This window comes from Nocardioides ginsengisegetis (assembly GCF_014138045.1).
Lineage (GTDB): Bacteria > Actinomycetota > Actinomycetes > Propionibacteriales > Nocardioidaceae > Nocardioides > Nocardioides ginsengisegetis.
Genome location: NZ_JACGXA010000001.1, coordinates 183,546 through 207,681, shown reverse-complemented (window position 1 = coordinate 207,681; position 24,136 = coordinate 183,546). Strand labels below are relative to the sequence as shown.

Below are 24,136 nucleotides of genomic sequence, written 5' to 3'. Positions count from 1 at the left end.
TCCGCTGCTCGACCCCGAGATGCTGCGGTGCTGATCTACCCGTGCCCGCTCACGCCCACCCCAACCTCTTGTGGTTGAGTGATCAATGTCTCGATATCAAGATTAACGACTTTGAGATATCTGTGCGTCCGCCGCGCCGTCAGCCCTTCGCGGTGAAGCCGATCGTGTGCCAGCCCGTCGCCCCGTCGGGCAGCACGTCGGCGACGGCCCCGGTCTGCACGAGGCCGTTCTTGTCGGTGGCGCGCACCTTGAGCGTGTGGTCGCCGGGGTCGGCGGACACGGTGGCGACCCACTGGACCCACGCGTCGTCCGTCGGCGGGTGCGAGATCTCGGCCGGCTGCCAGTCACCGCCGTCGAGCGCGACCTCCACGGCGCTGATGCCGGTGTGCTGCGACCAGGCCACGCCCCCGACCCGGACGTCGCCGGGGTCGACCTTGTCACCGAAGCGGGGCACATCGATCCGCGAGGAGATCTTCACCGGCCCCTGCTCGCCCCAGCCGCGCTGCGTCCAGTAGGCGCTGATCTCGGAGAACCTCGTGACCTCCATGTCCACGACCCACTTGCAGGCCGAGACGTAGCCGTAGAGGCCGGGCACGATCGTGCGCACCGGGAAGCCGTGGTCGATCGGCAGCGGCTTGCCGTTCATCGCGACGGCGAGCATCGCGTTGCGGTCGTCGGTCAGGGCGCTGACCGGGGTGCCGCAGGTCCAGCCGTCGTCGGACGTCTGGAGGACCGCGTCGGCGTCGGGGTGCAGCCCCGCCTCGGCCAGCAGCTCGGCGAGGCGTACGCCGCTCCACCAGGCGTTGCCGATCAGGTCGCCGCCGACCGGGTTGGACACGCAGTTGAGCGTGATCCAGCCCTCGGTGAGCCGACGGTCCAGCAGGTCCTGGTAGGTGATCTCGACCTCGCGGTCGACCAGGCCGTGGATGCGCAGCTTCCAGTCGACCGGCTCGATGGCCGGCACCACGATCGCGGTGTGGATCTTGTAGAAGTCGTCGGACGGCGTCATCCACGGGTGCAGGCCGGGCAGGTCCAGCCGCGCGGCGGCCGGGACGGTCGGCTGGGAGACGCCGGAGAGCCGCAGGAGGCGGCGGGTCTGCTCGACGTGGCGGCGGCCCGCGCCGACCACGCGGCCGACACCGCTGAGGGCGATCGCCAGCGCGGCCATGGCGCCGGCGCCGATCAGGAACCCGCGTCGCGAGCCGCTCGTGAGCGCCTCCCTCGCCTCGCCGGTCACCGGGACCTGCCTGCGCACCAGGGACTGCGAGAGCAGCGCCAGGCTGACCAGCCAGGTCACGAAGCCCACGACCACGGGCAGGAAGTCGACGCCGCTCGGGTTGTGCTCGCTCGCGACCGCCCACGTGGCGACGCCGGCGAGGGCCGCGAAGAGGAGCGTGGACTTCCACCAGGCGCTGGCGGCGAGCCGGCCGGCGACCGCGAACAGCAGCACGCTGGCCACGAGGATGACGCCGACGAGGATCGGCTTGTCCTTGTGGCCGACGATCGAGATGGCCTTCTCGGCCCAGCGGCCGGGCGTCATCCGGATGACGAGCTCGGCGATCGCGACGACGGGCGAGGAGCGGATCGTCATCACCATCGCGACGAAGTAGCTGGTGGCCAGGCCGGTCAGGCCGGCCACGACGCCGGCCACCGCCCAGGCGCCGCGAGATGTCTTCACGACCTTCATTCTCCCTCCGCCACGTCAGGCATGATCACCCCGTGCCTTACGAGTCCCTTACGCCCCGCGTCGGCATCGGCACCGACGTACACCGCCTGGTCGACGGCGTGCCCCTCCACCTCGCGGGTCTCGCCTGGCCCGACGAGCCGCAGGGCCTCGAGGGCCACTCCGACGCCGACGTCGCCGCGCACGCCGCCTGCGACGCGCTCCTGTCCGCGGCCGGGCTGGGCGACCTGGGCTCGAACTTCGGTACGTCGGAGCCCGAGTGGGCCGGAGCCTCCGGCGCGACGCTGCTCGCGGAGACCGCCCGGCGGGTCCGCGCGGCCGGCTTCGAGGTCGGCAACGTCGCGATCCAGGTGATCGGCAACCGGCCGCGCCTCGGCCCGCGTCGCGCCGAGGCCGAGCAGGCGCTGTCGGACGCCGTCGGCGCCCCGGTGTCGGTGTCGGCCACCACCACCGACGGGCTCGGTCTCACCGGCCGAGGCGAGGGCGTGGCCGCGATCGCGACCGTCCTTGTCTGGGCCCCCTGACCGGTCAGGCCACGCTGACGGCCGCGGGGCGCGACGAGGTGGCCCAGGCGAGGTAGCGCCGGGCGACGAGCTCCGCGACGAACCGGTGCGCGCCGATCACGTCGGCGACGACACCGGCTCCGGCGGCCCGGGACTCGGCGACGGCGCGGGTGGCGAAGTGCCCGTCGGCCAGGAGGTACGGCGAGACGGCGGACCCGCGGCGCACCACCTCGGCCGGGCGACGGCCGCGCCCCGACAGCGTGGCGACGGTGACCGGGCCGGCCCAGGTCCGCGACAGCAGCTCGGCGCCCCGCGCGAGGTCGTCGTCGGCCGCGGGGTCGGTGGACCCGGCGGCGACGAGCACGATCGGTTGGCCGGGCCGCGCGCCGGCGGCGATCAGCCGGGCTGCCTGCGCGGCCGCGAGCAGCGGGTGCGGCCCCAGGGCCGGGGTGATCTCGACGGGTCGCGGCGACAGCGCGGCCATCGCGGGCAGGTCGTGGCGGACGTGGTGGCCGGTCGAGAGCAGGAGCGGCACGACCACGGTCGGCCCGTACGACGCGGTCATCACGGTCCGCAGCAGCGGGGCGGCCAGCTCGACGAACGAGGTGGTCGCGGAGATCCCGAGCAGCTCGCCGGCGCGCTCGGTGACCTGCCGGGCGACCTCGTTGCCGGGGGCGTGCCGGGTGCCGTGCGCGACGGTCACGAGCCGTGGGGCGGTCATGGGGCCAGCCTGTAGCCGCGCTTGACCACGGTCTGCACGAGCCGGGTCCCGATGGCGGCCCGCACCCGGGCGACCGCCATCTCCACGGCGTGCTCGGAGCCGGACGCGCCGCCGGGCAGCGCGCAGAGCAGCTCCTGCCGGGACACGACGTGGCCGGGGTTGACCGCGAGCCGTTGCAGCACGGCGAGCGGCCCGGCCGACATCCGCACCTCGACGCCGTCGAGCAGCACGGTGTCGCCGTGCAGGACGAGCAGGTGGCCGGCGACCGGGATCGCGGTGCCGGAGCGTCGGGCCGGGAGCTCGGTCTCCATCAGCTTGATCATCGCGGCGAGCCGCGACCGCGACGGCTGGATCGTCGGGACGCCCCACAGCTCGAACGCCGCGGCCGTCACCGGCCCGACGCAGGTGGCGACGACGTCGGCCTGGAAGGCCGCCGCGACGGCGTCCCTGCGTCCCATCACGCCGGCGGCGTCCATCAGGGCCGCCACCGCCGGGGCGGAGGTGAAGGTGACCGCGTCGAGCTTGCGGTCGGCGATCAGGTCGACCATCCGGAACATCGGGGCCGGGTCCTCGGCGCTGGCCACGCGGTAGACCGTCACGACGGTGACGTCGGCGCCCTGCCGGCGCAGCGCGTGCGAGGCCATCGACAGCGACTGGCCGTGCTCCTGCACCACGATCCGCAGCCCGGACAGGTCCCGGCCGCGCAGGTGGGCGAGCACGTCCTCGAAGCACTCCGACTCCGGCGCCCACAGCTCGCGCAGCCCCTGCCGGCGCAGCGCGCCGACGCTCTTGGGGCCGCGGGCCAGGATCTCGGCCCCGCCGATCGCGGCGACCAGGTCGTCGAGCATCCCCCACCGCTCGGCCGCCCCGAACCACGCCTTCATCCCGACCCCGGTCGTGGCCAGGAACATGTCGACCGGCCGCGCGAGCACGTCCTCGGTGGCGGCCCGCAGCTGCTCGTCGTCGACGTGGTTGGGGTCCTGCGACAGGGCCGGCGCCCACTCGACCCGCGCCCCACGGCGTTCCAGCAGGGCCACCTGCTCCTCGACCTTGCGAGCAGCGGTGACCCCGATCAGGAAGCCGTCGAGCGGACGGTCGGCGGGCGCGGTGGTCATGCCGCGTCCGGCTTGCGGTGCCCCACGAGCACGACGCCCTCGACCACGCGCACGTCGTACGCCGGCACCGAGACGTGCTGGTCGTCCAGGCAGCGCCCGGTCCGCAGGTCGAAGGCGTGCTTGTGCATCGGCGAGGCGACGAACGGCACGTCGCCGCGGGTGCCCACGATGCCCCGGGCCAGGACCGAGGCCTTGGCGAAGGGGTCGTGGTTGCCCAGCGCGTAGACGGTGTCGTCGTGGGTGCGGAAGATCGCGACCGCCTGCCCGTGCACCAGGGCGGTGGCCCCGCGCTCGACCTCGAGCTCGACGATCCGGCAGACGGGCTGCCACTCCTCGGTGCCGCCGCGCGGCGTGGACATGGCGGTCATGGCGCTCCCACGGGGATGGTCGGGCCGAGCACGACGGGCTCGGCGCTGGTCTCGGGCTTGATCTGGCCGCGCTCGGTGGAGAACGTGATGTTGGGGTCCGGGACTCCGGGGGCGTTGACGAAGGAGACGAAGCGGGCGATCTTCTCCGGGTCCTCCAGGGTCGCCTTCCACTCGTCGAAGTAGGAGCCGACGTGGCGCGCCATCGCGTCCTCGAGCTCGGCGCCGAGGCCCAGGGAGTCCTCGACGACGACCTCGCGGACCCGGTCGAGGCCGCCCTCGAGGGAGTCGATCCAGGGCGCCGTGCGCTGCAGCCGGTCGGCGGTGCGGATGTAGTACATGAGGAAGCGGTCGAGGTAGCGCAGCAGCGTCTCGGTGTCGAGGTCGCCGGCCAGCAGCCGGGCGTGGGCCGGGGTGGCGCCGCCGTTGCCGCCGACGTACAGGTTCCAGCCCTTCTCGGTGGCGATCACGCCGAAGTCCTTGCCGCGCGCCTCCGCGCACTCGCGGGCGCAGCCGCTGACGCCGCCCTTGAGCTTGTGCGGGGAGCGCAGGCCGCGGTAGCGCAGCTCGAGGGCGATCGCGAGGCCGACGGAGTCCTGGACGCCGTAGCGGCACCAGGTCGAGCCGACGCAGGACTTCACGGTCCGCAGCGCCTTGCCGTAGGCGTGGCCGGACTCGAAGCCCGCGTCGACGAGCCGCTGCCAGATCGCGGGCAGCTCCTCCATCCGGGCGCCGAAGAGGTCGATCCGCTGGCCGCCGGTGATCTTGGTGTAGAGCCCGAAGTCGCGGGCCACCTCGCCGATCACGATCAGCTTCTCGGGGGTGATCTCGCCGCCGGGGATGCGCGGCACGACCGAGTAGGTGCCGTTGCGCTGGATGTTGGCGAGGAAGGCGTCGTTGGTGTCCTGGAGCGCGGTGGTCTCGTGGTCGAGCACGTGCCCGTTGAACTGGCTGGCCAGGATGCTCGCGATCGCCGGCTTGCAGACGTCGCAGCCGCGGCCCTTGCCGTGGGCCTCCACGATGTCGTCGAAGCGGCGGTAGCCGTGGACGGCCACGAGGTCGAAGAGCTCCTGCCGGGTCAGCGAGAAGTGCTCGCACAGGCCCTTGTCGACGACCCGGCCCTGCGCCGCGTAGAAGTCCTCGATCAGGGCCTTGACCATCGGCTTGCAGGAGCCGCAGGTCGAGCCAGCGCGGGTGGTGGCGTCGTCCGCGGCGGCCGCCAGCACGTCGCCCTTGCAGACGTTGTTGCACGAGCAGACGACCGCCTCGTCGGGCATGCCGACCACGCCGGCGGTCGTGCCGGCGCCGCGGGAGGCCGGCAGGATCAGGTCCTCGGGGTTGGCGGGCAGCGCGATGCCGGGGTTGGTCCCGGTCGCCACCATCGGGCGCAGGATGCCGTACGCCGAGGCGTCGCCCACCAGGATGCCGCCCAGCAGCCGGGTGCCGTCCTCGCTCACGACGAGCTTCTTGTAGATGCCGGCGACCGCGTCGGCGAAGACCAGCTCGAGCGATCCCTCGGTCGCCGCGAACGCGTCGCCGAACGACGCGACGTCGACCCCGAGCAGCTTCAGCTTGGTGGACATGTCGGCGCCCGTGAACGTGCCCGGCCCGGCCAGCAGCACGTCGACCACGACCTCGGCCATGGCGTAGCCGGGAGCCACGAGGCCGTACATCGTCCCGCCCGGGGCCGCGCACTCGCCGACCGCGAAGACGTGCTCGTCGGAGGTGCGGCACTGCTCGTCGACCAGGACCCCGCCCCGCTCGGCGACGTCGAGACCGCAGTCGCGGGCCAGCTGGTCACGGGGCCGGATGCCCGCGGAGAAGACCACGATCTCGGCCTCGATCGTGCCGTCCGCGGTCTCGAGGCCGGTGACCCGGCCGTCGCCGAGGATCCCCGTCGTGGCCGCTCCGGTGTGGACGGTGACGCCGAGCTTCTCGATGTGCCGCACCAGCGTGCTGCCGGCGGCCTGGTCGAGCTGGACCGGCATCAGTCGGGGCGCCATCTCGACGACGTGGGTCTCCAGGCCGAGCTGCACCAGCGCGTTGGCCGCCTCGAGGCCGAGCAGGCCGCCGCCGATGACGACGCCGCGGGTGGCCGTGGCGGACGCCTCCCGGATCGCCTCGAGGTCCTCGATCGTGCGGTAGACGAAGCAGCCGTCCTGGTCGCGGCCCTCGATCGGCGGCACGAACGGGGCGGCGCCGGTGGCCAGCACCAGCGCGTCGTAGCCGATCACCTCGCCGTCGGAGAGCACCACCTTGCGGGTCTCGCGGTCCAGCCCGGTGACCGACGTGCCGAGCACGAGCCGCACGCGGGGGTCGTCGTACCGGCCCTCGGGCAGCAGCGAGAGCTCGTCGGCGCTCTCGACGGAGAAGAAGGACGTCAGGGCGACCCGGTCGTACGCCGGCCGCGGCTCCTCCCCCACGACGACCACGTCGTAGGTCTCGGTGAGCCCGCGCTCCACGGCAGCCTGGACGAGGCGGTGACCGACCATGCCGTGGCCGACCACGACCAGGGTCTTGCGGAGGTGCGTCATCGGGAGGTCCTTCCGGGATGCGTCGACGGTAGGTCGACTGTGTTGTTGGGCTGTTTCGTCATGTTTCGGGCGTGAAAACGATCCGCGGCACCGGCCGGCTCGAGCAGGCGCTGGACGACCTGCGTGCAGCCGCCGCAGCCGGTGGTGGCGCGGGTGCTCGCGCGGACCTCGTCGAGGTCGGCGCAGGCGCGGATCCGGCCGGCGCTGACGCCCGCGCAGGCGCAGACCTCGGCGTCGTCGGTGAGGACGACGGGCGCGGCCGGCGACTCGGGGGCGAGCAGCTCGCCGGGCTCGTGGGGGCCGAGCACCGTGTGCCGGTCGTAGAGCTGGGTGATCAGGCCGACCCGGGACAGGTCGCCGACCAGGGCGGCGGCGACGATGACGCCCTCGCGCACGACGAGCTTGCGGTAGGTGCCGGCGAGCGGGTTGGTCATCTCCACGACCTCGCCGTCGGTGTGCTCGGGGTCGCCCAGCACCGCGACGTCGAGGCCGGTCGCGCGCAGCCGGGCGACGTTGCGGGAGCCGGCGTAGGCCGCGTCGGAGCCGGTGAGGTGGTCGGCCAGGACGCCCGCCTGCTCCCAGGCCGGCGGCACGAAGCCGGTGGTCACGCCGCGGTGCTCGGCACAGTCGCCGATGGCGTGGATGCGGTCGTCGGTCACCGAGGCGAGCGACCCGTCGATGACGACGCCGCGGCGCACCATCAGGCCGGCGCGGCGAGCCAGCGCCGTCGAGGGGCGGCCGCCGGCGGTCAGGACGACCAGGTCCGTCTCGAGGGTGTAGCCGTTGTCCAGGACCAGCCCGTCGTCGGTGAGCCGGACCGCGCGGGTGCCGGTGTAGACCTCGGTGCCGAGCTTGCGCAGGTCGCGGGCCAGGACCTTGCCGCCCGGCTCGCCGACCTGGCTGGAGAGCAGGTGCTCGGTGCCCTCGACGACCTCGGTCGCCACGCCGCGGAGCGTCAGCGCCCGGGCCACCTGGAGGCCGAGCAGGCCGCCGCCGACCACGACGGCTCGACGGGCCTTCGGCAGGGCCGCGTCGAGGCGGTCGCAGTCGGCCAGGCTGCGGAAGGCGTGCACCTTCGGGTGCAGCTGGCCGTCCATCCGGACCAGGCCGCGGATCGGCGGCAGGGTGGGGATGCTGCCGGTGGCCAGCACGAGCCGGTCGTAGCCGATCCGCTCGCCGTCGACGAGCATCACCTCGCCGGCCTCCCGGTCGATCTCCAGGACCCGGCTGCCGGTGCGGACGGTGACGTTGCCGGCGTACCCCTCGCGCAGCGTGATGGCGCCGCGGGAATGGGTGCCCTCGAGGACGGCGCTGAGCAGGATCCGGTTGTACGCCGGCACGGGCTCGTCGCCGAGGACGGTGACGTCGCCGGCGTACCCGCGGGCGGTCAGCTCCTCGACCAGGCGGGTGGCGGCCATCCCGTTGCCGACGACCACCACACTCATGCGGTCACCGCCGCGGCGCAGACCTTGAACTCGGGCATCCGGCTGGCCGGGTCGAGGGCGTCGTTGGTGAGCCGGTTGGCGCCGACCCAGTGGAACGGCACGAAGACGGTGTCGGGACGGATCGTGTCCACGACCCGGGCCGGGGCGGTCATGGTGCCGCGCCGGGTGGTGACCCGGACGGTGGCGCCGTCGGCGGCGCCGATCCGGCCGGCCAGCATCGGGTGCATCTCGACGAAGGCGCCGGTGTCGGGGAGGTCGCGGACGCGGCGGGTCTGGGCGCCGGACTGGTACTGCGCGAGCACGCGGCCGGTCGTCAGGTGGACGGGGTAGTCCGCGTCCGGCTGCTCGGCGGCGCCGCGGTGCTCGACGGCGTGGAAGCGGGCCCGGCCGTCGGGGGTGGCGAACTCCTCGAGGAACATCCGCGGCGTGCCGGGGTGGTCCGCGCTCGGGCACGGCCAGAACACGCCCATCTCCTCGGTGATCCGGGCGTAGGTGATGCCGGAGTAGTCGGCCTTGCCGCCGCGGGTGGCCAGGCCGAGCTCGGCGAAGATCTCCTCCGGGTCGGTCTCGAACGGGATCGGCGAGTCCAGGCGCTTGGCCAGCCCCTGGAGGACGTCGAGGTCGCTGCGCACACCGCTGGGCGGGGTGATCGCCCTGCGGCGCAGGATGACGCGGCCCTCGAGGTTGGTCATGGTGCCGGTCTCCTCGGCCCACTGGGTCACCGGCAGGACGACGTCGGCGATGGCGGCGGTCTCCGACAGCACGATGTCGGCGACGACGAGCAGGTCGAGCGACTCCAGCCGGCGGGTGACGTGGCTGGCGTTGGGGGCCGAGACGACGATGTTGCTGCCGAAGACCAGCATCGCCTTCGGCCCGGTCTCGGTGCCGAGGGCGTCGAGAAGCTCGTAGGCCGACCGTCCCTTGCCGGGCAGCGACTCGGGCGGCACGCCCCAGACGCCGGCGACGTGCTCGCGGGCGGCCGGGTCGTCGATCATCCGGTAGCCGGGCAGCTGGTCGGCCTTCTGGCCGTGCTCGCGGCCGCCCTGGCCGTTGCCCTGGCCGGTGAGGCAGCCGTAGCCGCCGTACGTCGTGCCGCACTGGCCCAGCGCGAGCGCCACGTTGATCCAAGCCAGGACGGTGTCGCTGCCCTGGCTGTGCTGCTCGGCGCCGCGCGCGGTGAGGACCATGACCTTGCGCGCGTTTCCCAACAATTGCGCGATTGCGCGCACCTCGGCTGCCGGGACGCCGGTCACCCGCTCGACCCGCTCGGGCCACCACGAGGCGACGGAGCGGCGGACGTCCTCGAAGCCGGTGGTGCGCTCCGCGACGTACTGCTCGTCGACGTGGCCGCCCGCGACCAGCAGGTGCAGGACGCCCAGCGCGAGGGCCAGGTCGGTGCCGGGGACGGGCTGGAGGACGACGTCGGCGCGGTCGGCGGTGGCGGTGCGGCGGGGGTCGATGACCACGACCGTGCCGCCGCGCTCGCGCAGGGCGTCGAGGTGGCGGGCCGCCGGGGGCATGGTCTCGGCGAGGTTGGAGCCGACGAGGACGGCCACGTCGGTCCGCTCGAGGTCCTGGAGGGGAAACGGCAGTCCGCGGTCCAGGCCGAAGGCGCGGGTGCCGGCGGAGGCGGCCGAGCTCATGCACCAGCGCCCGTTGTAGTCGATCTGGCTGGTGCCGAGCGCGACCCGGGCGAACTTGCCGAGCTGGTAGGCCTTCTCGTTGGTGAGCCCGCCGCCCCCGAAGACGGCGACGCTGTCCGGGCCGTGCTCGGCCTGGAGCTCGGTGAGCTTCTCCGCGATGGTGTCGAGCGCCTCGTCCCAGCTCACCGGCCGGAACTCGCCCGTCGCCCGGTCCCGCACCAGCGGCGTCGTCAGCCGATCGCGGTTGTTGTAGAGGCCGGCGGCGTTCCAGCCCTTGCGGCACAGCCCGCCCTCGTTGACCGGGAACTCCTCCCACGCAGAGACCTCCGGTGACCGGCGACCCGTCAGCCTCATCCCGCACTGCAGCGAGCAGTAGGGGCAGTGGGTCTCGGTCATCGGAGGTCTCCTTGTGGGGGGTGGTCGAGCCTGTCGAGACTCAGATGCGGGCGTCGGCGAGGCCGGCGACCCTGGCGACGGACGCCTTGCGGACGTAGACCGCCCAGGTGACGACCAGGCACACGACGTAGAAGGCCGTGAACACGCCGAACGCCGTCTTCACCGACTCGACCGGGTTGTCGATCCACGGGGCGCCGAAGGCCAGCGGGATCAGGAAGCCGCCGAGCGCGCCGACGGCCGAGGCGATGCCGATGACGGCCGAGGACTTCTTGGTGTCGCGCTTCCAGATCGCCGGGATCATCCGGAAGGTCGACCCGTTGCCGATGCCGGTCGCGGCGAAGACGAAGAGGAACGCCACCAGGAACAGCGGGAACATCGACTTGTTGTCCAGCGCGATCGCCGGGTCGGCGGTCGGGTTGGGAGCGAGCTGGGTGACGGTCCACAGCACCCCGAGGGTGCCGAGGATCATCGCGCCGAACGTCGCGAGGGTGACGCGGGCGCCGCCGTACTTGTCGGCCAGCCAGCCGCCGAACGGCCGCGTGATCGAGCCGACGAGCGCGCCGAGGAACGCGTAGTAGGCGAAGTTGATGCCGGTGCCGGTCGGGAGCGGCTCGGGGACGAAGAACTCCAGCTTGATCAGCAGCGGCAGCGCGGCGGAGTAGCCGATGAACGAGCCGAACGTGCCGATGTAGAGGAACGACATCACCCAGGTGTGCTTGTGCGTGACGACCGAGGCGACGTCCCTGGCGTTGGAGCGGGCCGAGGACAGGTTGTCCATGAAGAAGTACGCCATGATCGCGGCGACGACGGCGAGGGCGGCGTAGAGGTAGCCGGCCCGGGCGAGGTGCAGCCCGCCGGAGCTGGCCTTCACGAGGCCGAAGAGGCCGGCGCCGCCGACCACGATCGGCAGCCCGAGCTGGAGCACCGCGACGCCGATGTTGCCGCCGGCGGCGTTGAGCCCCAGGGCGAGGCCCTTGCGCTTGGCCGGGTAGAAGAAGTTGATGTTGGCCATCGAGGAGGCGAAGTTGCCGCCGCCGACGCCCGCGGTCGCGGCGATCAGCAGGAAGACCCAGTACGGCGTGGTCGGGTCCTGGACGGCGGTCGCGAAGAGCAGCGTCGGGACGAGCAGGAGCAATGCGCTGACAACCGTCCAGTTGCGGCCGCCGAACTTCGGCACCGCGAACGTGTAGGGCAGCCGCAGCAGCGATCCGACCAGGTTGGGCACGGCGACGAGCAGGAAGAGCTGCGAGACGGAGAACTCGAAGCCGACCTTGACCAGCAGCGCCGCGCTGACGCTCCAGAACAGCCAGACGGAGAAGCCGAGGTGCTCGGCGAGGATGGACCAGATCAGGTTGCGGCGGGCGACGGGGGCGCCGGTGGACTCCCAGAACTCGGGGTCCTCGGGGCGCCAGTCGTCGATCCAGCGGCCGGTACGCCGTCCGGTGTGCGGCGCGGCCGGGGGTGCGGTCACGGACATGGGTGCTCCTGGTGGGGGTTTCGGGATGTGTCCCCCACTCTCGGGAGCCGACGTTTCGCATCCGTGCACGGAGGTTTCTCGGAAACATCAACTTGTCCTCACGACCTCACAACCGTGCGCGGCCTCACGGCCCGGGGACGCTCCGTACACTCCGGCGCATGCCTGCTGCCGTCGTCGTCCTCGCCGCCGGGTCCGGCACCCGCGTCGGCGCCGAGGTCAACAAGGTGCTGCTGCCGCTGGGCGACGCCCCGGTGGTCGCCTGGTCGGTGCGCGACGCGCTGGCGCTCCCCGGCGTGGCCCGGGTCCTGCTCGTGGTCCGCGCCGACGAGCGCGAGACCGTCGCGGCCGCGGTGGCGCCGTACCTCGGGGACGGCGAGGTGGTCGTCCTCGCCGGCGGCGAGACCCGGCACGCCTCGGAGTGGAACGCCCTCCGCGCGCTGGCCCCCGAGATCGAGTCCGGCGCCATCGACGTCGTCGCCATCCACGACGGCGCCCGCCCGCTGTCCGGCACGTCGCTCCTCGCCGACACGATCGCGGCCGCGCGCGAGTCCGGTGGGGCGATCCCCGTCGTACCCCTCGGGCACCTGCTGGCCCGCGACCCCTCCGTGGTCGTCCCGGCGGTCGAGCTCGTCGGCGTGCAGACCCCGCAGGCCTTCCGCGCCCCTGACCTCCTCGCGGCCTACCGCGCGGCCGACGCCGACGGCTTCGAGGGCACCGACACCGCGGCCTGCCTCGAGCGGTACGGCCCCGCGGGCTTCACCGTCGCAGCCGTCCCCTCCAGTCCGGCCAACCTCAAGATCACGTTCCCCGAGGACGTGGCGCTGGCGGAGCGTCTGTCGGGATAGTCCGGCACGTTTCTGTTGTCCAGCGGGCCTTGGGCTCAAGGGGTGGATGCAACACCACGGCTTGAGGGGTGTTGCAGATGGGCCGTCCGGGATATTGCCGCGAGGTCCGGTCACGGTTCTGGGATGGGATCCGGGCCGGCCTGCTGATCGGGGAGGCCGCGCGAGCCGCCGGTGTGTCGGTCAACTGCGGGCAGGCATGGTTCCGTGAGCGTGGCGGGGTGTGTCCCTCACGCCAAGAGCCCGGGTCTGTTCGCCCCCGGTTGACGCTGGAGCAACGCGAGGACATTGCCGCCTTCTGGTCGGAGGGGATGTCCAAGGCTGAGATCGCCCGCGAGGTCGGTGTGCATCGCTCGACCATCGGGCGGGAGCTGGCAGCCGGCAGCACCTACTTTCCCGACCGGCGGCCCAAGTACCGTGCCACGGTCGCGCAGGCCGCGGCGGACCGGCGAGCGAGTCGACCCAAGACCACGAAGCTGGCCGGCAACCCTGCCCTGGCCGCGGAGGTGGCTCGTCGGTTGGAGGAGGAGCACAGCCCCGAGCAGATCGCGGCACGGCTGAAGATCGACTTCCCCGACGATGAGGACATGCAGGTGAGCCACGAGCCGATCTACCAGGCGCTGTTCGTCCAGGGACGCGGCGAACTGCGCCGGGACCTGCACAAACGGCTACGCACCGGCCGGGTGTTGCGCAAGCCACGTCGACCGGTCGGGCAACGCGGGGGCAGCAAGATCCCGGACATGGTCAACATCAGCGAGCGTCCGCCCGAGGTCGAGGACCGAGCCGTGCCCGGCCACTGGGAGGGCGACCTGATCGTGGGGGCCAGCTCCCGGTCCGCGATCGGGACCCTGGTGGAGCGCGCCACCGGGTTCACCATGCTGCTGCACCTGCCGGAGAACCACGGCGCAGACACCGTCGCCGCTGCGATGATCGAGGCGATGAGCCGGCTGCCCGAGACGCTGCGGCAGACCCTGACCTGGGACCAGGGCCGCGAGATGGCCAGCCACGTCCGGATCGCCGCCGCCACCGACCTGGAGATCTACTTCTGCGACCCGCACTCGCCCTGGCAACGCGGCACCAACGAGAACACCAACGGGCTGCTGCGCCAGTACTTCCCCAAGGGCGCCGACCTCTCCCTCTTCGGCCCCGACTACCTCGAGCACGTGGCCCGAAAACTGAACAGCCGACCCCGCAAGCGACTCGGGTTCAAGACCCCCGCCGAAGCTCTCGACGAACTACTCTCACAACCCACAGATCCGCACGCTGTTGCATCCACCGGTTGAATTCGCCGGCCGTCGGACAACAGAAACGTGCCGGACTATCCCGCTATGCCGACGTCAGCGCCTCGAGCACCCGCACGTCCTCCAGCGAGGCCACCCGCCGCGCCGTGGGGGGCGCCTCGACGAGCTCGACGGTGAACCGCTCCCGCAGCGCGTCGACCAGGTCGGCGAAGTCCAAGGTGGGCAGCTCGTCGAGCGCGGCCACGACGGACGGCGGCAGCACGATCGGCGAGGCGACGGACACCAGGGCCGCCCGGTCCACGGTCGACCCCACGACGCCGTCGGCAACCACCTTGACGGTGTCGGTCACGGGCCGCACGCCGACCACGACCACGTCGCGCTCGACGGCGGTGACCAGGCAGGAGGCGATGAACGTGGCGGGGGTCATCGGGCAGAGCGCGTCGTGCAGCACGAACGGCTCACCCGAGTCGACCAGCCCGGCCCACTCGGTGCCGAGGTCGACGGGCGTCACGCCGGAGTCGCCGAGACCCCAGACGGCACAGGTCACCAGCGCCTCGCCGTGGATCAGCGCGAACGGCAGCGAGCCGCGGTCGGCCTCGACCACGGAGCCGAGGGCGGGCGGGACGTCGGGGGCGTCGAAGGGATCGTGGGTCATCTCACCCACAAGGTAAGCCCCCGGAGGCCCGGGAAATGCACGATGCCCCCGGGATGGACCCGGGGGCATCGGTGGCTGATCAGGAAGCGAGCACCTCGTCGAGGATGGCCTCGGCCTTGTCCTCGTTGGTGTGCTCCGCCAGGGCCAGCTCGGAGACGAGGATCTGGCGCGCCTTGGCCAGCATCCGCTTCTCGCCGGCCGACAGGCCGCGGTCACGCTCGCGGCGCCAGAGGTCGCGCACGACCTCGGCGACCTTCATGACGTCGCCGCTGTGCAGCTTCTCGAGATTGGCCTTGTAACGACGCGACCAGTTGGTCGGCTCCTCGACGTGCGCGGCACGCAGGACGTCGAACACGCGGTCGAGGCCCTCCTTGTCCACGACGTCGCGAACCCCGACCAGATCGAGGTTGCAGGCCGGCACGCGCACGACCAGGTCCTGCTGGGCGACGATCCGCAGAACGAGGTACTGCCGGTCCTCTCCCTTGATCGTCCGCATCTCGATGTCCTCGATGACTGCGGCCCCGTGATTTGGATAGACAACCGTTTCGCCGACGGTGAAAGTCATGTGTCAGGTACCCCTTCCTAGGTGACTAGTCTAACACGTCCCCGAAGGTGCCCCGACGACGTTTGTGCAGGTCAGGGCCACAATGCGGGCTTGACAGAACCCCTCCTCGTATGGTGGCCGGGGTCGTCCGTGACGGCCGCCACGGGCTGTGACGCCCGAATGCAGCCCTGACGGCGCCCCGTGACGGATACTGCGGGCATGGCCCTGACCCGACGCCTCCGCCGCTCGCGGGACACCTCGCCCGAGAGCCCGGACGACGCCGGTACGCCGGAGCCGCAGCTCCCGCCGGGGCCGGTCGGCGACTACGGCACGATCACCGCCAGCGAGCCGCTCGTCTCGCCCGTCGCCGCGGCCCCTCAGCCGCAGCGTCGCGCCGAGCGCCGCCTGTCGGTGGCCAACCTCGGCCCCGTCCTCCTGCTCCGCACCGCCCACCCCCGCCAGGCCCTGATCACGGCCGCCGGCATCGCCGGCGCCGCGGCCCTCGCCGGCCGCACCAGCCGCGAGCTGGGGCTCGTCTTCGTGACCGCCCTCGTCGGCCAGGCGATCCTCGGCTGGCACAACGACCTGGTCGACGCCCGGCGCGACGCCCGCCACGACGCGGCCGGCAAGCCGATCGCGCTCGGCACCCTCGATGCCGGCACCGTCTGGTTCGCGTTGGCCTGCGGCGTCCTGCTCGTCGTCCCGCTCTCGCTCTCCAACGGCATCACCGCCGGCAGCGCGTTCCTGCTGGCGATGGCGATCGGCCTGCTCGGCAACGTCGTGCTGCGCCGGGGGCTGCTGTCCTGGCTGCCCTGGGCCGCGTCGTACGCCCTCTTCCCCGCGTTCCTCTCCTACGGCGGCTGGGGCGGCGACTTCACGGGCAACCCGCCGGAGATCGCGATCACCGTGCTGGCGGCGCTGCTGGGCGTCGGCGTGCACTTCCTGCGCGCGCTGCCGGGCCTCGTCGCCGACAACGAGGACGGCCTGCGCCACCTGCCGCTGCGGGTAGCGCTCAGGATCGGCGCCACCCGCCTGCTGGTGCTCTCGTCGGTCTGGACGGCGGCGGTGCTGGTCGCGCTGCTCATCACCGGGAACGCGGTCGGACTGTCGCAGTAGCGGACCGCTAGCATGTGGCCACGCAACCGCCGACGACCTGCGAAGGCCTGAAGATGCTCCTCCGACGCAACATCGCGCTCACCGCGAGCGCGCTCGTGCTCGCCGCGACGCCCGTCCTCACCTCGTGTGGGTTCAACTACGCCACCGACCGCGTCTACACCCCGGCGGCCGGCGTCAACAACCGCGACGCCTCGGTCGACGTGCTCGCGGCCGTCGTGGTCTCGGCCCAGGACGACAGCGGCACGTTCATCGCCTCCTTCGCCAACAACAACGTCGACGAGGACGCCACCGTCGAGTCGCTGGCCGGGGCCGACGGCAACACGCTCCAGCCCGGCTCCTTCTCGCCGATCAAGGTCCCGGCCGGCGGCCTGGTCAACCTCGCCAACGTCGGCGGCATCCCGATCTCGGGCACCTTCAAGGCCGGCGACTTCCTGCCCGTCACCATCGTGTTCGGCGACGGCGAGCGGGTCATCATGAAGGTCCCCGTCGTCCGCGCGGACGGCGACTACGCCGGCCTGGACGACTCCGCGAGCTCCGGGGCGAGCGACACCGCGTCGCCGTCGGAGTCCGCCTCCCCCACCAGCTGACCGGGAGCCCCACGTGACCCACACCCTGATCCTGCTCCGCCACGGCGAGAGCGAGTGGAACGCCAAGAACCTCTTCACGGGCTGGGTGGACGTCGCCCTGACCGACAAGGGCCGCGACGAGGCCGTCCGCGGCGGCGAGCAGCTGCGCGAGGCCGGGCTCCTGCCCGACGTCGTCCACACCTCGCTGCAGCGGCGCGCGATCAACACCGCCGCGCTCGCACTGGACGCCGCGGACCGCCACTGGATCCCCGTACGTCGCTCCTGGCGCCTCAACGAGCGCCACTACGGCGCCCTGCAGGGCAAGGACAAGAAGCAGACGCTGGCGGAGTTCGGCGAGGAGCAGTTCATGCTCTGGCGCCGCAGCTTCGACGTGCCGCCGCCGCCGCTCGACGACGACGACGAGTGGTCGCAGGCCGGCGACCCGCGCTACGCCGACCTCGGCGACGAGATGCCACGCACCGAGTGCCTCAAGGACGTCATCGCGCGGATGCTGCCCTACTGGCAGTCCGACATCGTCCCGGACCTCACCGATGGCAACACGGTGCTGATCGCCGCCCACGGCAACAGCCTGCGCGCAATCGTCAAGCACCTCGACGGCATCAGCGACGAGGACATCGCCGGCCTCAACATCCCCACGGGGATGCCGCTGGTCTACCGCCTCGACGAGGAGCTGAAGCCGACCGTCGCCGGCGGCGAGTACCTCGACCCGGAGGCGGCCGCAGCCGCCGCCGCGGCCGTGGCCAGCCAGGGCCGCTGAGGGGTCACGCCCCTGCGGCGTCGACCGAGCGCGGGTTGGTGCCCGTGACGACGAAGACGATCCGGTTGGCCACCGACACCGCGTGGTCGGCGATCCGCTCGTAGTAGCGGCCGAGCAGCGCGATGTCGACCGCGGCCTCGACGCCGTGGCTCCAGTCGTCGGCGAGCAGCTCGACGAACGACGTACGCCGGAGCTGGTCCATCTCCTCGTCGTCACGACCGAGCGCGATGGCGGCCTCGACGTCGCGGCCGGTGATGATCTGGGAGACGCGGGAGACCATGTCCTCGGCGACCTCGGCCATCCGGCTTATGGTCGGCCGGATCTCCTCGGGCACCGCGACGTTGGGCACGCGCAGGCGGGCGATCTTGGCGACGTGGACGGACAGGTCGCCCATCCGCTCGAGCTCGCTGACCATCCGCAGCGCGGCGATGATCGTGCGGAGGTCGCCGGCGACCGGCTGCTGCAGGGAGAGCAGGGAGAACGCCTGGTCCTCGACCTTCTCGCGCGCCCGGTCGATCGCGACGTCGGCGCTGATCACCCTCTCGGCGAGCTCGGCGTCCCCCGTCAGGAGTGCCTCGGTGGCACCGGCCACGGCTTCCTCCACCAGCTTGCAGATGCCGGCGAGGTCGTCGAAGACGGTGTCGAGCTGTTCATGGAAAGCCTCACGCATGAACAGGAGGCTACTTGTGCAAGGTGTCCGGATGACGTCGAAGCGTGAACGCGGCATGAACGTTCGGAAGCCCGGCTCCCGTGGGCGAACTCGCGGTGAAACCCTGCGTACGATCGCGGTGTGGATCCGACGACGCAGGCGTTCCTGGCCGCGCTGATCGGGGCCGTCGTCGCGGGCGGAGCCGTCCTGGCGTGGCACGTCAGCGACCGCCAGCAGTACCGCATACCCCCGGTCGAGGAGCCCGTGGTCCCCGCGGGCGTGGCCACCGTGCTCTCGGTCCTGCGCAGCAGCGCGGTCGTGGTCGACGACGGCGACGTCGTCCTGAAGGCCTCCGCGCCGGCGTACGCCCTGGGCCTGGTGCGCGGCACCTCCCTGCTGTCGGAGGATCTCGCCGAGCTGGTCCGGCAGGTCCGCCGCGACGGGCAGATCCGCGAGACCGAGCTGCTGATGTCCCGCTCCGGGATGCCCTCGCGCCACGTGACCGCCCGCGTCGCACCGCTCGGGTCACGCCTCGTGCTGGCCCTGGTCGAGGACCGGACCCGCGAGCGCCGTGTCGAGGCCGTACGCCGCGACTTCGTGGCCAACGTGAGCCACGAGCTGAAGACCCCCGTCGGCGCCATCCGGCTCCTGGCCGAGGCCGTGGGCGACGCCGCCGACGACCCCGAGGCCGTCAAGCGCTTCGCCGGCCGGATGCTCACCGAGAGCGACCGCCTCTCGCGCCTGGTCCAGCAGGTCATCGAGCTGTCCCGCCTCCAGGGCGACGACCCGCTCGAGGCGCCGATGCCGGTCTCGCTCGACGACGTGATCGCGGTCGCCGTCGACACCAGCGCCATCGACGCCGACTCCAAGCGCATCCAGGTCGTCACGGGCGGGGTACACGGCCTCGAGGTCTACGGCAGCCAGGAGCAGGTGACCGCTGCGGTGGCCAACCTGGTCGCCAACGCCGTGTCCTACTCCGGCAACGACTCGACCGTCCTCGTCACCGCCAAGGCCGACGAGCGGACCGTCGAGATCTCGGTGGTCGACCAGGGGATCGGTATCCCCGAGACCGAGATGGACCGGATCTTCGAGCGCTTCTACCGCGTCGACCCGGCCCGCCACCGCTCCACCGGCGGCACCGGGCTCGGCCTGTCCATCGTCAAGCACGTCGCCGCCACCCACGGGGGCGACGTACGTGTCTGGTCCGTCGAGGGACAGGGGTCTACCTTCACCTTGACGCTGCCGAGGCACCTCTCCAGCACCTTCAACCAGGAGGCACTCCTGTGACCCGTGTACTCGTCGTCGAGGACGAAGAGAGCTACAGCGACGCCCTGGCGTACATGCTGCGCAAGGAGGGCTTCGAGGTCGCCATCGCCGCCGACGGCAACGCCGCCCTCACGGAGTTCGACCGCAACGGTGCCGACATCGTCCTGCTCGACCTGATGCTGCCCGGCATCCCCGGCACCGAGGTGTGCCGGCAGATCCGGGCCACGTCCAACGTGCCGGTGATCATGGTCAGCGCCAAGGACGACGAGGTCGACAAGGTGGTCGGCCTGGAGCTCGGCGCCGACGACTACGTCACCAAGCCCTACTCCCCGCGCGAGCTGGTCGCCCGGATCCGCGCCGTGCTCCGCCGCGGCCAGGACCCCGACCTGTCGCCGGTCACCCTCGAGGCCGGGCCGGTGCGGATGGACGTCGAGCGGCACGTCGTGACCGTCGACGGCCAGCAGCAGCGGCTGCCGCTCAAGGAGTTCGAGCTCCTCGAGATGTTCCTGCGCAACCCCGGCCGGGTGCTGACCCGCGGCCAGCTCATCGACCGGGTCTGGGGCTCCGACTACGTCGGCGACACCAAGACCCTCGACGTGCACGTCAAGCGGCTGCGCGCCAAGCTCGAACCCGACCCGAGCGAGCCGAAGTTCCTCGTCACCGTGCGCGGGCTGGGGTACAAGCTCGACCTCTGAGCCGGTCGCTGCTCACGCCCGGTCGGGATCGCCGGTTCACCGGCGTTCCCGTACGTTCTGGAGGGTTGCAACCCTCCAGAACGTCTGGCTTCACCGGTCCACCGGTGATTCCTGCCCACCCGGACCCCTGGCCGGATGTTGCGCATACAGGTCCGATAACCGCGTGTCGGGTGTCGGTGGGCATCCCTAGGCTGGAGCCGTGACGAGTACGACGACGGGCGCGGCCAGCACTCCCGGCACCCCGCAGACCGACGCCCAGGACACCGCACCTGTCACGGCGGCCTGGCTGCCGGTCGCGGCGGTCGGGGTCACCCTGCTGCTGTGGGCCTCGGCGTTCGTCGCGATCCGCTACCTCGGCGACGACTTCACCCCCGGCTCCCTCTCGCTCGGCCGGCTCCTGGTCGGCGCGATCTGCCTCGGGGTCGCGGCGCTCACCCGCGGCCGACCCCACCTCAGCCGGAGCGACCTGGTCCGGGTCGTGGTGATCGGCGTGCTGTGGTTCGGCGTCTACAACGTCGCGCTCAACGAGGGCGAGCGCCGCGTCGACGCCGGCACCGCCGCGATGCTGATCCAGGTCTCGCCGGTCCTGATCGCGCTGCTGGCGGCCCTGTTCCTCTCCGAGCGCTTCACCGTCTACCTCGCGGTCGGCCTGGCGCTGGCGTTCGGCGGTGTCGCCCTGATCGCGCTGTCCACCTCGCCCGGCGGCAACCGCGACGTGCTGGGCGTGGTGCTCTGTATCGTCAGCGCGGTCGTCTACTCCGTCAGCGTGATCCTCCAGAAGCCGCTCGTCTCGCGCCACAAGGCCGTCCACATCACTTGGCTGGCCTGCACGGTCGGCGCGATCGCCTGCCTGCCGTTCGCCGGCGACCTGGTCCGCGAGACCGCCGATGCCCCGGCCAGCTCGATCCTGTGGGTGGTCTACCTCGGGGTCTTCCCGACCGCGATCGCCTTCACGACCTACGCCTTCGCCCTCAACCACATGAGCGCCAGCAGCCTCGGCGTGACGACCTACCTCGTGCCGCCCCTGACCATCGTGATGGGCGTGCTCTTCCTCGGCGAGGCCCCGCCCGCCATGGCGTACGCCGGCGGCGCGCTCGCCCTCGTCGGCGTCTCGCTCGCGCGGCGCAAGAAGCGCACGCTCGCCGATGAGCAGCCACAGCCGGCGTAGTCCTGCCATGCTGCGGGCGTGAGCATCGTCGCCAACGTCCTGGTCGGCCTGGTGGCCGCGCTGCACCTGTACTTCCTCGTCCTCGAGATGTTCCTGTGGACCACGCCCACGGGGCGCAAGGTCTTCGGGCTCGAGCCGGGGTTCGCCGAGGAGAGCAAGGCGCTGGCGGCCAACCAAGGCCTCTACAACGGCTTCCTCGTCGCCGGCCTCGTCTGGGGCCTGGTCGACGACCGGACCGACGTGAAGCTGTTCTTCCTCGCCTGCGTGATCGTCGCCGGCGCGTACGGCGCGGTGACCGTCAGCCGCCGGATCCTGGTCGTGCAGGCGGCACCGGCGCTGCTGGCGTTCCTGGCGGTGCTGGTCAGTCGCTGACGGCGGCGTCCGGCTCGTCGCCGGCCTCCAGCCAGCCGCGGAACGCCTCGAGGTTCTTCGTCGACTCCCCGCGCAGCTTGCGCCACTCCCACTCCTTGCGGATCGAGGAGGCGAAGCCGAGCTCGAGGATCGCGTTGAACGACTCGTCGGCGTTGGACAGCACCGACCCGAGGAGTCGGTCGAGCTCGTCGGGCGTGACGGCCGAGAGCGGCAGCCGCCCGTCGAGGTAGATGTCGCCGAGCCGGTCGACGGCGAACGAGACGGCGTACATCTTCAGGTTGCGTTCCAGCAGCCACCGGTAGACGCGCTCGTGGTTCTCGTCGGGCTTGCGGCAGACGAAGGCGTGCACGCCGAGCGCGTGGCCGCCCACGTCGAGCCGGACGGCGGTCTGCAGCTTCTTCTCCCCCGGCAGCGAGAACGAGAAGAGGCCGTCGGCGACCTCGTCGTACTCGATCTCGTTGTCGGTCAGGTAGTCACGGATGACCTGGTGTGCGTCTGTCACGACACGGACTGTGCCATGAGGGCGCCGGCGCGCTCGTAGACCTCGAGGGTCCGCTCGGCCGTGCGCTCCCACGCGAACTTGCGGGCCTGCTCCAGCGCGCCCGCCTCGAGCCGCACCCGCAGCGCGGGGTCCTCGATGACGCGGCGCAGCGCGGCGGCCCAGTCGCGGGGCTCGTGGCTGTCGACCAGCAGGCCGCTGTGGCCGTCGCGCACGACGGTCGGCAGCCCGCCGACAGCGGCGGCCAGGACGGGGGTGCCGGCGGCCTGCGCCTCCACGGCGACCAGGCCGAACGACTCGTTGTAGGACGGTACGGCGACCGCCGTGGCCGCGGCGTACCACCGGGCCAGCTCGTCCTGGGCGACCGGCGGGACGAACCTCACCACGTCGGTCAGGCCGAGCTCGTCGGCGAGCTGGGCCAGCGACTCGGGGTGCTCCAGGCCGGTGCCGGACGGCCCGCCGACGACCGGGACGACGAGGTGGGAGCGCAGCGACGGAGTCTGGGCGAGCAGCTCGGCGACGGCGCGGAGCAGCACGTCGGGCGCCTTGAGCGGCTGGATCCGGCCGGCGAAGAGCAGCACGTGGGCGTCCTGCGGCAGCCCGAGCGCGGCCCGGGCAGCCGCCTGCTCGACCGGCCGGAACACCGACAGGTCGACACCGGGGTGCACGACCTCGACCCGGCCGGGGTCGGCGTCGTACAGGTTGATCAGCTGCTTGGCCTCGATGTCGGTGTTGGCGATCAGCATGTCCGCGGCCTCGACGACCTGCTCCTCGCCGATGATCCGGGCGGCCGGCTCGGGGGTGTCGCCGGTGGCGAGGGCGTCGTTCTTGACCTTGGCCATGGTGTGCATCGTGTGCACGAGCGGGACGCCCCAGCGGTCGCGGGCGAGCGCGCCGACCTGGCCGGAGAGCCAGTAGTGGGAGTGGACCGCGTCGTAGTGGCCCACCGGCTGGGCGGCCTCGGCGCGCAGCACCTCGCGGGCGAAGACGCACAGCTGGCCGGGCAGCTCACCCTTGGTGAGCCCCTCGAAGGGGCCGGCGTGGATGTGCCGCACCTGGACGCCGTCGAAGGCCTCCACGACCGGCGGCAGCGCGGAGCTGGTGGCGCGGGTGAAGATGTCGACCTCGATGCCCTGCTGGGCGAGCCTGCGGGACAGCTCGATCACGTAGACGTTCATGCCGCCGGCATCGCCGATCCCCGGCTGGTCCAGCGGGGAGGTGTGCAGGCTGATCATCGCGAGTCGCCTGATGCGGTCCACGTCGCTCCTTCGGTCTCCGGGCGTCCGCGCAACACGGGCCCAACCACTGTGAACCACTCGGGCGTCCCGGCCATTCCCGGCCAGTTGCCGGGCGGTCTAGCGTGCGTGCGACCCCGTGGAGCGCGTGCCACGCGAGGCCCGGCGGGCGCCCGGCTTGGGGTCGGGGACCTTCTTCGCCTTCGGGGCGGGCTTCTCGTCCGGTCGCGACCGGACCAGCATCACGGCGAAGAGCACGAGGACCACCAGGCCGAAGGCGCCGTCGACCGACTCGGGGCTGGCGGCGGGGTGCAGCACCTCCAGCACCGACCAGACGAGCACCGGGTAGGCCACCGCGACGATCGCGCGGAGCCAGGGCGCCGACGTGCTGACCAGCGCGGCGCCGGTGCCGGCGAGGGCGAGGGCGAGCAGGACGAGTCCGGCCCAGTGGAGGGCATCGAGGGCGCCGCCGGAGGTGCCGGCGAGGTCGAGGACCCAGCGGAGGACCCACATGAGCCCTCCGACAAGGCCCGCCCAGCGAGCGATGAGGCGCAGGTCCATGGAGCTCCAACTTCGGGGGTGGGACACGGAGGATCAACGGGCCATACTGCCACCGCGCTGCCGCGT

Annotated in this window: 24 protein-coding genes; 10 read left to right on the top strand and 14 right to left on the bottom strand. The window is 72.3% G+C overall.

Annotated elements, in window-relative coordinates; translation table 11 throughout:
* Nucleotides 1-139: 139 nt before the first annotated feature.
* Entirely contained in the window at nt 140-1,678 is a 1,539-nt protein-coding gene (locus FB382_RS01000) for a molybdopterin-dependent oxidoreductase (protein ID WP_182536022.1), read from the bottom strand.
* Nucleotides 1,679-1,719: 41 nt separating this feature from the next.
* Here FB382_RS01000 and ispF point away from each other — a divergent pair, with 41 nt between their 5' ends.
* Complete coding sequence (gene ispF / locus FB382_RS00995) at nt 1,720-2,208, top strand: 2-C-methyl-D-erythritol 2,4-cyclodiphosphate synthase (RefSeq protein WP_182536020.1); 489 nt, start codon at nt 1,720-1,722, stop codon at nt 2,206-2,208.
* A 4-nt stretch (nt 2,209-2,212) separates the two neighbouring features.
* Here the strand turns inward: ispF and FB382_RS00990 are convergent, their stop codons facing one another.
* From FB382_RS00990 to FB382_RS00960, 7 genes are read right to left on the bottom strand one after another with little or no spacing between them, the layout of a single operon-like run.
* The gene (locus tag FB382_RS00990; protein WP_182536018.1) at nt 2,213-2,908 is read right to left on the bottom strand and encodes a sirohydrochlorin chelatase; all 696 of its coding nucleotides are present in this window, start codon (nt 2,906-2,908) and stop codon (nt 2,213-2,215) included.
* Nucleotides 2,905-4,023, bottom strand: a complete 1,119-nt coding sequence (locus FB382_RS00985) for a uroporphyrinogen-III synthase (RefSeq protein ID WP_182536016.1) — start codon at nt 4,021-4,023, stop codon at nt 2,905-2,907. Before FB382_RS00985 ends, FB382_RS00990 begins: the two co-directional genes overlap by 4 nt.
* Entirely contained in the window at nt 4,020-4,382 is a 363-nt protein-coding gene (gene nirD, locus FB382_RS00980) for a nitrite reductase small subunit NirD (protein ID WP_246377314.1), read from the bottom strand. Before nirD ends, FB382_RS00985 begins: the two co-directional genes overlap by 4 nt.
* A 5-nt stretch (nt 4,383-4,387) precedes the next feature.
* On the bottom strand, nt 4,388-6,922 hold the full coding sequence (gene nirB, locus FB382_RS00975; protein ID WP_182536012.1) for a nitrite reductase large subunit NirB: 2,535 nt from the start codon (nt 6,920-6,922) through the stop codon (nt 4,388-4,390).
* Entirely contained in the window at nt 6,919-8,367 is a 1,449-nt protein-coding gene (locus FB382_RS00970) for an FAD-dependent oxidoreductase (RefSeq protein ID WP_182536010.1), read from the bottom strand. The genes nirB and FB382_RS00970 overlap by 4 nt, the downstream gene beginning before the upstream one ends.
* Entirely contained in the window at nt 8,364-10,406 is a 2,043-nt protein-coding gene (locus tag FB382_RS00965) for a molybdopterin oxidoreductase family protein (RefSeq protein WP_182536008.1), read from the bottom strand. Before FB382_RS00965 ends, FB382_RS00970 begins: the two co-directional genes overlap by 4 nt.
* A gap of 40 nt (nt 10,407-10,446) precedes the next feature.
* A complete protein-coding gene (locus FB382_RS00960; RefSeq protein WP_182536006.1) occupies nt 10,447-11,883 on the bottom strand; it encodes an MFS transporter in 1,437 nt (478 codons plus the stop codon).
* Between the two features lie 158 nt (nt 11,884-12,041).
* Here FB382_RS00960 and FB382_RS00955 point away from each other — a divergent pair, with 158 nt between their 5' ends.
* Together FB382_RS00955 and FB382_RS00950 are read left to right on the top strand one after the other, a co-directional pair.
* Nucleotides 12,042-12,728, top strand: a complete 687-nt coding sequence (locus FB382_RS00955) for an IspD/TarI family cytidylyltransferase (RefSeq protein ID WP_182536004.1) — start codon at nt 12,042-12,044, stop codon at nt 12,726-12,728.
* A 77-nt stretch (nt 12,729-12,805) separates the two neighbouring features.
* Nucleotides 12,806-14,008, top strand: coding sequence for an IS30 family transposase (locus tag FB382_RS00950; protein WP_220481207.1), 1,203 nt, complete (start codon nt 12,806-12,808; stop codon nt 14,006-14,008).
* Nucleotides 14,009-14,051: 43 nt separating this feature from the next.
* On the opposite strand, the gene FB382_RS00945 is transcribed toward FB382_RS00950, so the two are convergent.
* Nucleotides 14,052-14,621 (bottom strand): 2-C-methyl-D-erythritol 4-phosphate cytidylyltransferase, encoded by a 570-nt coding sequence (locus tag FB382_RS00945; protein WP_182536002.1) that lies wholly within the window; start codon nt 14,619-14,621, stop codon nt 14,052-14,054.
* A 79-nt stretch (nt 14,622-14,700) separates the two neighbouring features.
* Complete coding sequence (locus FB382_RS00940; protein ID WP_125037520.1) at nt 14,701-15,186, bottom strand: CarD family transcriptional regulator; 486 nt, start codon at nt 15,184-15,186, stop codon at nt 14,701-14,703.
* Nucleotides 15,187-15,384: 198 nt separating this feature from the next.
* Here FB382_RS00940 and FB382_RS00935 point away from each other — a divergent pair, with 198 nt between their 5' ends.
* Genes FB382_RS00935 through FB382_RS00925 form a run of 3 tightly spaced genes read left to right on the top strand, consistent with a single transcriptional unit; the run spans nt 15,385 to nt 17,625 of the window.
* Entirely contained in the window at nt 15,385-16,281 is an 897-nt protein-coding gene (locus tag FB382_RS00935) for a UbiA prenyltransferase family protein (protein ID WP_182536000.1), read from the top strand.
* A 53-nt stretch (nt 16,282-16,334) separates the two neighbouring features.
* Nucleotides 16,335-16,868 (top strand): hypothetical protein, encoded by a 534-nt coding sequence (locus FB382_RS00930; RefSeq protein ID WP_182535998.1) that lies wholly within the window; start codon nt 16,335-16,337, stop codon nt 16,866-16,868.
* 13 nt (nt 16,869-16,881) lie between these two features.
* Nucleotides 16,882-17,625, top strand: coding sequence for a phosphoglyceromutase (locus FB382_RS00925; protein ID WP_182535996.1), 744 nt, complete (start codon nt 16,882-16,884; stop codon nt 17,623-17,625).
* A 4-nt stretch (nt 17,626-17,629) separates the two neighbouring features.
* On the opposite strand, the gene phoU is transcribed toward FB382_RS00925, so the two are convergent.
* On the bottom strand, nt 17,630-18,295 hold the full coding sequence (gene phoU, locus FB382_RS00920) for a phosphate signaling complex protein PhoU (protein ID WP_182535994.1): 666 nt from the start codon (nt 18,293-18,295) through the stop codon (nt 17,630-17,632).
* 120 nt (nt 18,296-18,415) lie between these two features.
* On the opposite strand from phoU, the gene FB382_RS00915 reads away from it, so the two are divergent.
* From FB382_RS00915 to FB382_RS00900, 4 genes are all read left to right on the top strand, one after another.
* Nucleotides 18,416-19,561, top strand: coding sequence for an ATP-binding protein (locus tag FB382_RS00915; RefSeq protein WP_182535992.1), 1,146 nt, complete (start codon nt 18,416-18,418; stop codon nt 19,559-19,561).
* Nucleotides 19,558-20,235 carry a response regulator transcription factor gene (locus tag FB382_RS00910; RefSeq protein ID WP_125037514.1) on the top strand — a complete coding sequence of 226 codons (678 nt, stop codon included), beginning with the start codon at nt 19,558-19,560 and terminating at the stop codon, nt 20,233-20,235. Before FB382_RS00915 ends, FB382_RS00910 begins: the two co-directional genes overlap by 4 nt.
* Nucleotides 20,236-20,434: 199 nt before the next feature.
* Nucleotides 20,435-21,403, top strand: a complete 969-nt coding sequence (locus tag FB382_RS00905; RefSeq protein ID WP_182535990.1) for an EamA family transporter — start codon at nt 20,435-20,437, stop codon at nt 21,401-21,403.
* A gap of 18 nt (nt 21,404-21,421) precedes the next feature.
* The gene (locus FB382_RS00900) at nt 21,422-21,775 is read left to right on the top strand and encodes a DUF1304 domain-containing protein (protein WP_125037513.1); all 354 of its coding nucleotides are present in this window, start codon (nt 21,422-21,424) and stop codon (nt 21,773-21,775) included.
* On the opposite strand, the gene FB382_RS00895 is transcribed toward FB382_RS00900, so the two are convergent.
* The 3 genes from FB382_RS00895 to FB382_RS00885 form a co-directional block, all read right to left on the bottom strand.
* Nucleotides 21,765-22,277: a YbjN domain-containing protein gene (locus tag FB382_RS00895; protein ID WP_182535988.1), complete on the bottom strand. Its 513-nt coding sequence runs from the start codon at nt 22,275-22,277 to the stop codon at nt 21,765-21,767. The two genes, FB382_RS00900 and FB382_RS00895, sit on opposite strands and share 11 nt — an antisense overlap.
* The gene (mshA, locus tag FB382_RS00890) at nt 22,274-23,533 is read right to left on the bottom strand and encodes a D-inositol-3-phosphate glycosyltransferase (RefSeq protein ID WP_425490039.1); all 1,260 of its coding nucleotides are present in this window, start codon (nt 23,531-23,533) and stop codon (nt 22,274-22,276) included. The genes FB382_RS00895 and mshA overlap by 4 nt, the downstream gene beginning before the upstream one ends.
* A 96-nt stretch (nt 23,534-23,629) precedes the next feature.
* The gene (locus tag FB382_RS00885; RefSeq protein WP_182535986.1) at nt 23,630-24,070 is read right to left on the bottom strand and encodes a hypothetical protein; all 441 of its coding nucleotides are present in this window, start codon (nt 24,068-24,070) and stop codon (nt 23,630-23,632) included.
* Between the last annotated feature and the right edge of the window lie 66 nt (nt 24,071-24,136).